Consider the following 10,575-nt stretch of genomic DNA (forward strand, 5'->3'; position numbering starts at 1 on the left):
GGGCTGCACGTTTTCGCGCAGAGCCGCTACGTGAGGTGTTTAATGACTGGTATCAACAGCCCGTTTTTTCCTCGCTGAACGCGGCACAAAGAGAGGCGCTGGTCGCTCTGCGTAGCCAGAATAATGGGCAAACGCTGGCGGCAATGCTGGAGGCCACCTCGCTTGCCGTACAGCCTGATTTACGTGCGCAACTCACGACGCGCACATTTCCGTTTTATTATTTATGTGGTGAACGTGACGAAAAATTCCGCGCTCTGGCGGCGGAAATATCAGTACCAAACCATGTGATTCGTAATGCCGGACACAACGCGCATCGGGACAACCCCGCGGGCGTAGTGGATTGTCTGGCTCAGATTCTGCGTCGCTGACTATAGGACATTTTATGATCTATCCTGATGAAACAATGCTTTACGCACCGGTAGAATGGCACGATTGCTCTGAAGGCTATACCGACATTCTTTACGAGAAATCCACCGACGGTATTGCAAAAATCACCATTAATCGTCCACAGGTACGCAATGCCTTCCGTCCGGTCACCGTGAAAGAGATGATCCAGGCGCTGGCGGATGCCCGCTATGATGACAACATCGGCGTAATTATTCTGACCGGTGCTGGCGACAAAGCATTCTGCGCAGGCGGCGATCAGAAAGTGCGTGGTGACTACGGCGGATACCAGGATGACTCTGGTGTGCATCACCTGAACGTACTGGACTTCCAGCGCCAGATTCGTACCTGTCCGAAACCGGTAGTAGCGATGGTTGCAGGTTTCTCCATTGGTGGTGGCCATGTGCTGCACATGATGTGTGACCTGACCATTGCGGCTGAAAACGCCATCTTTGGTCAGACCGGCCCGAAAGTCGGTTCTTTCGACGGCGGTTGGGGCGCTTCCTACATGGCGCGCATCGTCGGTCAGAAAAAAGCGCGTGAAATCTGGTTCCTGTGCCGTCAGTACGATGCAAAACAGGCGCTGGATATGGGTCTGGTCAACACCGTGGTTCCGCTGGCGGATCTGGAAAAAGAGACCGTACGCTGGTGCCGTGAAATGCTGCAAAACAGCCCAATGGCGCTGCGCTGCCTGAAAGCCGCACTGAACGCCGACTGTGATGGTCAGGCTGGTCTGCAGGAGCTGGCAGGTAACGCCACTATGCTGTTCTACATGACGGAAGAAGGTCAGGAAGGCCGTAACGCCTTTAACCAAAAACGTCAGCCTGATTTCAGCAAATTCAAACGGAATCCGTAATGCGTAGCGCGCAGGTATACCGCTGGCAGATCCCCATGGACGCGGGGGTGATTCTGCGCGACAGGCGGTTAAAAACGCGTGACGGGCTGTACGTTTGTCTTTGTGACGGCGAGCGCGAAGGGTGGGGAGAAATTTCCCCACTGCCGGGCTTCAGTCAGGAAAGCTGGGAAGAGGCACAAACCGAGCTGCTGGCCTGGGTGAAAGGCTGGTTGCAAGGGGATGACTCCTTACCGCAACTGCCTTCGGTCGCCTTTGGCGTAAGCTGTGCGCTGGCCGAACTGGCTGGCGTATTGCCACAGGACGCGGACTATCGTGCTGCGCCGCTGTGCACGGGCGATCCTGACGATCTGGTGCTACAACTGGCGGATATGCCGGGCGAAAAAGTGGCGAAGATCAAGGTCGGTCTGTATGAAGCGGTCCGCGACGGCATGGTAGCCAATCTGCTGCTTGAGGCGATCCCGGAGCTGCATTTGCGACTTGACGCCAACCGGGCCTGGACGCCGTTGAAAGCACAGCAGTTCGCGAAATACGTTAATCCGGAATATCGTGGACGCATTGCCTTCCTCGAAGAACCGTGCAAAACCCGCGATGATTCTCGTGCCTTCGCGCGTGAAACCGGCATTGCCATCGCCTGGGATGAAAGTCTGCGTGAAGCGGATTTCACCTTCGAGGCCGAAGAGGGCGTCAGGGCCGTGGTTATCAAACCTACGCTGACTGGCAGTCTCGATAAAGTCCGTGAACAGGTGGCTGCGGCGCATGCGCTTGGTCTGACTGCCGTTATCAGTTCGTCAATCGAGTCGAGTCTGGGCTTAACCCAGCTGGCGAGAATTGCCGCCTGGTTAACGCCGCAGACCATTCCGGGTCTGGATACCCTGAGTCTGATGCAGTGCCAGCAGGTACGCACCTGGCCGGGTAGCACGTTGCCGTGTATCGACGTTGATGCGCTGGAACGTCTGCTATGACCCAGCAGGAAATGCCCGATAGCGTGAGCTTATCGGGCCTGGTGCAGTTCAGTGACTGGCCTTGGCGTCACTGGCGACAGGTTCGTGCGAAAGCGCCAGCCTTACGCCTCAACGATGAGGTATTAAGCTGGAGCGATCTCTGCACACGTGTAGATCATCTGGCCTGCGGTTTTGCCGCTCAGGGCGTGGAAGAGGGCGATGGTGTTCTGCTTCGCGCCTGGAATCATCCGCGCGCTTTGCTGGCCTGGCTCGCGCTGCTGCAATGTGGGGTGCGGGTTTTACCTGTGAACCCACAGTTGCCTCAGCCGCTGCTTGATGCGCTGATCCCGGACTTAACGCTACGTTTTGCGCTGGATCTGGAGGCCGCTATCGCACTTCCGGAACTCAGCCCGTTGCAGATGCGGTCGTTACCAGGCGATCGCGCCGCCGCGTGGTTACCCGAGCGATTGAGCACGATGACGTTAACTTCAGGTTCTACCGGATTGCCGAAAGCGGCGGTTCACACCTGTCAGGCGCATCTGGCAAGCGCGCAGGGGGTGCTGTCATTAATGCCGTTTGGCGCTGAAGATGACTGGCTGCTTTCATTGCCGCTGTTTCATGTTTCCGGCCAGGGGATTTTATGGCGCTGGTTGTTTGCCGGGGCGCGAATGACCGTGCGCGACAAGCAGCCGCTGGAGCAAATGCTGGCTGGATGTACCCACGCTTCACTGGTGCCCACGCAGCTGTGGCGCTTGCTGGTCAACAACACGCCGGTCACGCTCAAAGCGGTACTGCTGGGAGGTGCGGCAATTCCTGTTGAATTGACGGAGCAAGCGGGCGCGCAAGGGATTCGTTGCTGGTGCGGTTACGGATTAACGGAGTTTGCTTCTACGGTCTGTGCGAAAGAAGCAGATGGTTTGGCAGATGTGGGTTCCCCCCTGGTGGGCAGAGAAGTCAGAATCGTTGATGATGAAGTCTGGCTGCGAGCCGCCAGCATGGCGCAAGGTTACTGGCGTAACGGACAGCTTATTCCTTTAGTGAACGCGGAAGGCTGGTTTGCAACCCGCGATCGCGGCGTGCTAAAGGACGGCAAGTTAACGATTGTCGGTCGTATGGACAATCTGTTTTTTAGCGGCGGGGAAGGTATACAGCCGGAAGAAGTGGAACGCGTGATTGCAGCGCATCCGCATGTTCTACAAGCCTTTATTGTGCCAATAGAAGACAAAGAGTTTGGCCATCGCCCGGTGGCGGTCATTGAGTATGACGCTAATGCTGGAGAAACTAATCTCGCAGAGTGGGTAAAAGATAAGCTAGCCCGCTTTCAGCAGCCGATTTGTTGGCTAACATTGCCGCCCGAGCTCAAAGCAGGAGGAATTAAAATTTCGCGCCGTGCGTTATTGGATTGGGTAAGTGCTTCATCATTAACATTAAGAAAACATTAATAGTATTTCTCGTTATTGTCATTCCGCAGCTATTGTCCTTTTGTTTATCTGCTAAAGTGTAACCTATTGTGAAATTTATTAACAAAAGGTGCGCTATGGAATGGCATGTGAAGAAGTCTTGCTGTCACAAAAAAGCAGGGAGGCTCTATATCGTACTTTGCGATAGCGGTGGTTCGCTCAAGATGCTTGCTGAGGCGCAATCTTCCGAGCGGATTAAGCCCGGCGATCTCCTTTCACCGCTGAAGGATGCACAGTATTGTATTAACCGCGATAAATCCCGTGTCATTAAGGTAATTGATGCCAGACAGTACATCTGTGATGAATGGGAACGTCTGTTACGACTGTCTGAAGATAAGTAATCTCAGGGCTGGTGTTTGCGTGAAGGCAGAAAAATCGTCATTAGCCCTGCCATGATGCATAGTACCCCTGCCAGCGCTTTCACTGAAAATGTTCCCTGCCAGCCGGGCAGGATCATTGAAGCAACCCACACCAGCACATAGCTCAGGCTGAGCAGGGCATAGGCTTTGCTCAGCGCGAGTTGGTGTAGGGCTTTATGCCAGCAAATAACCGACAGCAAATACCCTGCCAGCCCGGCATATAAAGCAAACGCTCCGATACTGACAGAGAATACGGCGGAGATGAACGCCAGCGGCTGCAGCATTGGCGGCAGATTATCCATCGCAAAGCCGAGGCTCAACTGGGCGATGGAGGTGATCATCACGCTACATAATCCCCAAAATACGCCCATTACACTGCACTCCCAAGAATAAATATGCCGGTAATGATCAGCCCAACGCCCAGCCAGTGGCGGGTTGTGACGGGTTCGCGCCAGATTTTCCAGGCCGCGAGAGTTACCCATACAAAGTTAAGACTCAGCATGGGATAGGCAATACCGACAGGAATATTTTGTAAAACCGCCAGCCATAGCAGCATGGCCAGACCGAGGCTTGCCAGAGCAAGCCCAATCCATTGCGTAATGTAGCGTTTTCGCGCACGAACAGACACCGGTCGGGTTGCCTGCTTCTGGCATAGCTGGCCGCAGACGCTGAGCAGGCTGGCGAGGACTAAGGCTATCCAGATCATTTGGGCCGATACTGAATCAGGACCAGACGCCCCTGATTATCAATGTAGTCAGCGGGAGGGATGGCAAGCTGATTAATATCTTCATCCTTACCGACAGAGAGCACGAGCGTAATGTTTCCTTGTTGACGATGTTGTGCTAACCAGTCGGCAAAATTCTCCCGACTGACAAAGCGGCCTTGAGCATCCGGGTAGTTGAGACCGTATTTTAACTCGCCCGTTTGTCCGTACATCATGATGTCGTCGCGCTTCAGGCTCCAGGCCAGTCCCGCAGCGACGCCAACGCTGTCGGTGAGAATATAACGGCTCGGCTCCAGCGATTCTTTGGTCATCTCGACAAAAAACTGCGGCTGTTTAGATTCCATCACCCGGTCAGGAATGGAGAAGCCAAATAACAGCGCCAGCCCTAATGGGCATAGTGCTGCGAATTTCCAGTTCTTCTCGCGGTTATTTAGCGTATACCAGCCAAAAAGCGTCCAGATGATAAAGATGCCCCAGGCACAAAAAACCTTATACGTTTCGATATGCGACCAGACCGGCGTCTTCAATGGTCCCAGCGTGGAAACAATAAACGTAGCGACGATGCCGACGACACCAAATAGCACGTTGATCCAGCCATTGATGCGCAGGGATGCTGAGTCTTTTTCCGCAGCCTGCAGGCCGAAGCGCGCCGTTAATATCGCCAGCGGCGCGAAGCAGGAAAGAATATAGGTCGGCAGTTTTCCTTTCGCGATGCTGAAAAACAGGATTGGCATAATAATCCAGCTTAACAGGTACAGAGCACTGCGCGGAACATCCCGCTCACGCCAGCCCGTACGCAGCGCGCCGGGAAGCAGACCGAGCCACGGTAATGTGCCTGCCACAAATATCGGGATGTAGTACCAGATAGGAGCCTTATGCTGGGCATCATCCTGCGCAAAGCGCTGAATATGTTCAACCCAGAAGAAGTAATGCCAGAAATCCGGCTCGCGTTGTGCAATCGCTATACCCCACGGTAGTACGATCGCGATGCAGCCGATCACCGCCAGCAGACCGTAGAGAATGAGGTCTTTCCAACGCTTTTGTGCAAAAACCCAGGGTAATACGCTAAGCACAGGGACGGCGAGTGCCAGAAAACCTTTGGTCATTACACCCATACCGCAGGTCAGCCCAAGCAGCAAAAAAGCGATGATTTTGCGTGTTCTGGTGGTGGCCTGCATGCCTTCCCAAAAACAGCACATGCCCGCCATCAGCCAAAGCGCTATGATGGGATCAAGTACCGCGTAGGTGCCGATGCTGTAAACCGAAAAAAACGTTAAAAAGATAGCGGAGGAGAGTACGGCGGTACGCTTATCCTGCCACAGTCGCATGGCAAGCCAGGCTACCAGTAATGCGGTCAACAAAGTGGCAAAAATAGCACCCGCTCTGACGCCAAAATTGTTTGCGCCAAACAGCCATTGCCCAATGCTGTTCAACCAGTATCCGGCAATTGGTTTTTCAAAATAACGCAGCCCTAAAAAGTGTGGAACGATCCAGTCACCAGAGTTGAGCATTTCCCGGCTGATTTCAGCATAGCGCGTTTCATCAGGCTGCCAGAGCATACGGCTGTTGATAGGTAAAATAAAATACAGTGCGATTAAAGCGATAAATGCCAGAGTGTAGCGGGCAGCAGGTTTCATGGTGTCACACTCACCGGTTGTTGGCAGCCGAGCCATCCCTCTCTGCCGGGTATTTTTCCACGTACTATCTGTCCTAACGGCAGCGTACTGATGTCGTCAGGTAACAGCTCGCCAAGCGGGCAGAATGTCATCCCCATATCGGCAGCACGAATGAGCAACTCGTCAAAATTCTGATGAAAGGCGATACCTTCAACTTCCGCATGAATGGTGTACACCGGTGTTCCTCTGCTCATCTGGATGTGGGAGAGAATATAGGAGTTGAAGTCCACCGCCTGGACCTCCTGACCAACCACTTCATCCCATGTTGGTAGGGTGACGGGAATTTGTGGCGTCCCCGTTTTCCCGGATTCCAGCACCGGACGAAATAACGACGTTCCCCGACAGTCACTGTTATAGCGCAGATGGAATGCTTCTTTGGCATGGACGACACGGTTGTCGGCACGCCATCCGGCAACGGCAGAGCAGGTGACTGGCTGACCGATGATGGCTTCAAGTGCGGTGATACCTTGCGAAATATCATCAATCAGCTGTTTGTCATTCCAGTTTCCGCTTCGCGCCTGCCAGGCGTGATGATCCCAGGCATGCAAACCGGTTTCATGAATCTGGGCGGTTTGTGCAATGATTGCTGCGTTGGCCTGGCCGATCTCTTTTCCCGGCCATGCGGTTCCCGCCAATAAAATATCCCATCCGTAGAGCGATGCTGCGTTTGAACGCAGCATTTTCCACAGAAATTGCGGCTTCACAAGACGCCAGAGATGGCGTCCCATGTTGTCAGGCCCAACGCTAAAGAAAAAACTTGCCCGAACGTTATGTCGGTTTAATGTCTCCAGCAGGCGGGGCACGCCTTCGCGCGTCCCCCTGAATGTATCGACATCAATGCGCAAGCCTACTTTGGTCATGATGTGTGTTCCGTGATATCCACACTGCGTAAGAAGAAGTCCAGCGTCTCTTCTACCGTTTCCTGCATCTCAATGGTCGGTTCCCAGTTCAGGCAGCGTTTTGCATTACGAATGTTAGGCTTACGATGCTCAACGTCTTGATAACCTTTACCGTAGTAGCTGCTGCTTTCGACGTCACGGAAACCGGCAAACGGCGGGAAGTGGTTACGCAACGGATGTTTTTCAAAGCAGGAAAGCAGCATTTCTGCCAGTTCCTGAATACTTGCTTCGTTCTGCGGATTACCGATGTTGATAATCTCACCGTCACAGCGGCCGCCTTCGTTTTCAATGATGCGGTACAGGGCTTCGATACCATCGCGAATGTCGGTGAAGCAGCGTTTTTGCTTACCGCCTTCAATCAGCTTGATCGGTGAACCTTCCACGAGGTTGAGGATCAACTGTGTAATGGCGCGTGAGCTGCCGATACGCGCGGCGTTAAGGCTGTCCAGACGCGGTCCCATCCAGTTAAACGGGCGGAACAGGGTGAAGCGCAATCCCTCTTTTTCGCCGTACGCCCAGATAACACGGTCCAGCAGCTGCTTGGATACGGAGTAGATCCAGCGTGGTTTATTGACCGGACCGACGATCAGATTCGAACTGTCTTCATCAAAGACTTTGTCGGTACACATGCCGTAGACTTCGGAGGTTGACGGGAAAATGATGCGCTTGCGGTATTTCACGCAGTAACGAATGATTTTCAGGTTCTCTTCAAAATCGAGCTCAAATACGCGCAGCGGGTTGCGGGTATATTCGATAGGCGTTGCGATCGCTACCAGCGGCAGCACAACGTCGCATTTTTTCACATGATATTCAATCCATTCGGAGTGAATGCTGATATCACCTTCGACGAAATGGAATCGCGGATGTTGCAGGAAACGCCCAATGGCGTCGCTGCCAATATCGAGTCCATACACTTCGTAATTATCTTCTTGCAGCAGGCGCTCGGTCAGATGGTTACCAATGAAGCCGTTAACGCCGAGGATCAGTACGCGAGTACGGCGTTTGCTGGTGGTCACTGACTGGCTGTTCAGGCGAGAACCTGGCACCAGACCCAGAACCTGCGCCAGTTGTGAACCCTGCATTGCAATACCATCGCCAGCTTGTCCGGTAATAATCTCCAGTGCGCCATCGACACAGGCGATCAGTAAAGGAGACACGGAGATGACGGTGCCCGGCTGGGCCGCAATGTCGTTTGTGCAAACGCGCGATGACCAGACGGTGAACTTTTGCGTGCCAACATAGCTAAATGCGCCCGGCCACGGATCGCTGACGGCACGGACCTGGTTATGTAACTCCGCGGCAGGTTTGTTCCAGTCGAGGAAGCTATCTTCCGGCGTACGGCGACCAAAACAGGTAGCATCTGCATCCTGTTGAAGGAATTCGGAGTAACTTCCCGCGTTGATGGCCGGCAGTGTCTGCTCCAGCAGATGACGTGCTGCCTGACACAATTTATGGTGCAGCGTTAACGCCACATCATCCGGTGAAATAGCAACGCGCTGCTGGGCAACTATGGCACCAGCATCCGCGCGTTTGACCATGCGGTGAAGTGTGACGCCCGTTTCGGTTTCACCATTGACCAATACCCAGTTCAATGGCGCGCGACCACGGTATTTCGGCAGCAGCGAGCCGTGCAGATTAAATGCACCCTTAGGGGCAAGACTGAGGATCTCATCACTCAGTAAATGGCGATAGTAGAACGAGAAGATAACATCGGGTGCCAGTTGGCTAATGCGCTCAATCCACAGGGGATGATTAACCTCGTCTGGGGCGTAAACCGGAATACCGGCGCTGGCCGCGAGGCGGGAAACAGATCCAAAAAACGCTTTTTCACCCGGGTTGTCGGTGTGCGTAAAAATGGCAGCGATTTCATAACCTGCATCCAACAAGGCCTGGACACCCTGACATCCCATATCGTGATAGGCAAATACGACGGCTTTCATGCGCGGTTTTCCTCGGTTGACTGCGTAGTTTGTGGGCGGATAACGTGTTGAACAAAATAGCGGGGGCGGGCGCGGACATCGTTATAGATGCGACCGATATATTCGCCGAGTAAACCCATGCCAATAAACTGTGCGCCGATAAAGGTAAACAGGACGGCAAACAGCATGAATACCCCCTCCGCTGCCCACTGTGGGCCGAGCGTCAGGCGCAGAACAACAAGCAGGACTGATAAGGTAAAGCCCGTGGCGGCGATCACGCTGCCCAACAGGCTCAACATGCGAAGCGGTGTTGTGGTAAGGCAAGTCACCAGGTCATACATCAGGTTGATCAGACGCATGAAGCTGTATTTGGAGTCACCAAATTCACGCTCTGCATGATGTACCGGGATCTCCGTGGCGCGACGGGCAAAAATGTTGGCCAGAATAGGGATAAAGGTGCTGCGCTCCTGGCAATGCAGCATGGCATCGACGATGTGACGGCGATAGGCGCGTAGCATGCACCCGTAGTCGCCCATTGCTTTACCGGTGGTTCGTTGGATCAGATGGTTTATCATTCGTGAGGCGGTCTTACGAAATACGCTATCCTGACGGTTCTGGCGTACCGTGCCTACCACATCGAAACCCTCATCTGCAGTGGCGACCAACCGAGGGATCTCCTCCGGCGGGTTTTGCAAATCGGCATCCAGCGTGATGATCAAGTCTCCGGTGACATGGCTGAAACCGGCCATAATCGCCGAGTGCTGTCCGTAATTACGATTCAGTAAAATAGAGACAATATGGCTGTTCGGTGCCTGAGAGGCGTCCATCATCAACTGAGCGGAACGGTCGCTGCTGCCGTCGTCGATTAGCAGAATTTCATAGTCTTTGCCCAATTTCTCGCAGGCGTCGCTGGTGCGTCTGATTAACTCTGGCAGGCTTTCCTGTTCATTAAAAACGGGAATAACAACCGAGACTTTTTTAATCGGTGTGGCTTCAAACATGCTCATTGTCCTGCTATCTCGCGAAGCGCCGTAATGACCCGCTGAGTGTCATCATCGGTCATGTCAGGGAATAACGGCAGCGAGCAGATGCGCGCGCTGTTCCATTCAGTATTTGGGAGCGAAAGGGTAGTGAAGCGTTCGCGATAATATTTTTGCGTATGGGCCGCACGAAAATGCAGACCGGTGCCGATATCTTTGGTCTTCAGCGTTTCCATCAGGGCATCTCTGCTCAACCCGCAGCGCGTTTCATCAACACGAATGATGAATAAGTGCCAGGCATGAACGTGCGACCACTGCGGTAGGCTCAGCGGCTGGAATGGCGTATCGGCCAGCGCTTTTTGATAGTGCTGGGCAAT

The 10,575-nt window shown here is 53.7% G+C and carries 11 protein-coding genes and 1 pseudogene; 5 read left to right on the forward strand and 7 right to left on the reverse strand.

What is annotated here, in order from left to right; all coding sequences use genetic code 11:
* The 5 genes and pseudogenes from FDW94_RS23990 to pmrD form a co-directional block, all read left to right on the forward strand.
* Positions 1-368, forward strand: a pseudogene (locus tag FDW94_RS23990) (2-succinyl-6-hydroxy-2,4-cyclohexadiene-1-carboxylate synthase); the annotation flags it as partial.
* Positions 369-382: 14 nt separating this feature from the next.
* Positions 383-1,240 carry a 1,4-dihydroxy-2-naphthoyl-CoA synthase gene (gene menB, locus FDW94_RS08970; RefSeq protein WP_003027671.1) on the forward strand — a complete coding sequence of 286 codons (858 nt, stop codon included), beginning with the start codon at positions 383-385 and terminating at the stop codon, positions 1,238-1,240.
* Positions 1,240-2,202, forward strand: a complete 963-nt coding sequence (gene menC / locus FDW94_RS08975) for an o-succinylbenzoate synthase (RefSeq protein ID WP_032944069.1) — start codon at positions 1,240-1,242, stop codon at positions 2,200-2,202. The genes menB and menC overlap by 1 nt, the downstream gene beginning before the upstream one ends.
* Positions 2,199-3,623, forward strand: coding sequence for an o-succinylbenzoate--CoA ligase (menE, locus tag FDW94_RS08980; RefSeq protein WP_170974228.1), 1,425 nt, complete (start codon positions 2,199-2,201; stop codon positions 3,621-3,623). The genes menC and menE overlap by 4 nt, the downstream gene beginning before the upstream one ends.
* 95 nt (positions 3,624-3,718) lie before the next feature.
* Complete coding sequence (pmrD, locus tag FDW94_RS08985; protein ID WP_128611958.1) at positions 3,719-3,982, forward strand: signal transduction protein PmrD; 264 nt, start codon at positions 3,719-3,721, stop codon at positions 3,980-3,982.
* Between the two features lie 2 nt (positions 3,983-3,984).
* Here the strand turns inward: pmrD and arnF are convergent, their stop codons facing one another.
* The 7 genes from arnF to FDW94_RS23995 form a co-directional block, all read right to left on the reverse strand.
* Positions 3,985-4,371: a 4-amino-4-deoxy-L-arabinose-phosphoundecaprenol flippase subunit ArnF gene (arnF, locus tag FDW94_RS08990; RefSeq protein WP_048215866.1), complete on the reverse strand. Its 387-nt coding sequence runs from the start codon at positions 4,369-4,371 to the stop codon at positions 3,985-3,987.
* Entirely contained in the window at positions 4,371-4,706 is a 336-nt protein-coding gene (gene arnE, locus FDW94_RS08995; protein ID WP_003834709.1) for a 4-amino-4-deoxy-L-arabinose-phosphoundecaprenol flippase subunit ArnE, read from the reverse strand. The genes arnF and arnE overlap by 1 nt, the downstream gene beginning before the upstream one ends.
* Positions 4,703-6,361, reverse strand: coding sequence for a lipid IV(A) 4-amino-4-deoxy-L-arabinosyltransferase (arnT, locus tag FDW94_RS09000; RefSeq protein ID WP_137377523.1), 1,659 nt, complete (start codon positions 6,359-6,361; stop codon positions 4,703-4,705). Before arnT ends, arnE begins: the two co-directional genes overlap by 4 nt.
* A complete protein-coding gene (gene arnD / locus FDW94_RS09005; protein WP_008785331.1) occupies positions 6,358-7,260 on the reverse strand; it encodes a 4-deoxy-4-formamido-L-arabinose-phosphoundecaprenol deformylase in 903 nt (300 codons plus the stop codon). The genes arnT and arnD overlap by 4 nt, the downstream gene beginning before the upstream one ends.
* Entirely contained in the window at positions 7,257-9,239 is a 1,983-nt protein-coding gene (gene arnA / locus FDW94_RS09010) for a bifunctional UDP-4-amino-4-deoxy-L-arabinose formyltransferase/UDP-glucuronic acid oxidase ArnA (protein WP_137377461.1), read from the reverse strand. The genes arnD and arnA overlap by 4 nt, the downstream gene beginning before the upstream one ends.
* On the reverse strand, positions 9,236-10,219 hold the full coding sequence (arnC, locus tag FDW94_RS09015; protein WP_008785329.1) for an undecaprenyl-phosphate 4-deoxy-4-formamido-L-arabinose transferase: 984 nt from the start codon (positions 10,217-10,219) through the stop codon (positions 9,236-9,238). The genes arnA and arnC overlap by 4 nt, the downstream gene beginning before the upstream one ends.
* A gap of 2 nt (positions 10,220-10,221) precedes the next feature.
* On the reverse strand, positions 10,222-10,575 hold a 354-nt coding region (locus FDW94_RS23995; protein ID WP_249358364.1), incomplete at its 5' end, for a DegT/DnrJ/EryC1/StrS family aminotransferase.

It is taken from the genome of Citrobacter sp. wls757, assembly GCF_005280935.1.
In the GTDB taxonomy this organism is placed as follows: Bacteria; Pseudomonadota; Gammaproteobacteria; order Enterobacterales; family Enterobacteriaceae; genus Citrobacter; species Citrobacter portucalensis.

Coding starts and splice junctions, on each gene's coding strand:
- arnA (WP_137377461.1), bottom strand. CDS start 9,239: ATGAAAGCCGTCGTATTTGCCTATCACGATATGGGATGTCAGGGTGTC.
- arnE (WP_003834709.1), bottom strand. CDS start 4,706: ATGATCTGGATAGCCTTAGTCCTCGCCAGCCTGCTCAGCGTCTGCGGC.
- menB (WP_003027671.1), top strand. CDS start 383: ATGATCTATCCTGATGAAACAATGCTTTACGCACCGGTAGAATGGCAC.
- arnT (WP_137377523.1), bottom strand. CDS start 6,361: ATGAAACCTGCTGCCCGCTACACTCTGGCATTTATCGCTTTAATCGCA.
- arnF (WP_048215866.1), bottom strand. CDS start 4,371: ATGGGCGTATTTTGGGGATTATGTAGCGTGATGATCACCTCCATCGCC.
- arnD (WP_008785331.1), bottom strand. CDS start 7,260: ATGACCAAAGTAGGCTTGCGCATTGATGTCGATACATTCAGGGGGACG.
- pmrD (WP_128611958.1), top strand. CDS start 3,719: ATGGAATGGCATGTGAAGAAGTCTTGCTGTCACAAAAAAGCAGGGAGG.
- menE (WP_170974228.1), top strand. CDS start 2,199: ATGACCCAGCAGGAAATGCCCGATAGCGTGAGCTTATCGGGCCTGGTG.
- menC (WP_032944069.1), top strand. CDS start 1,240: ATGCGTAGCGCGCAGGTATACCGCTGGCAGATCCCCATGGACGCGGGG.
- arnC (WP_008785329.1), bottom strand. CDS start 10,219: ATGTTTGAAGCCACACCGATTAAAAAAGTCTCGGTTGTTATTCCCGTT.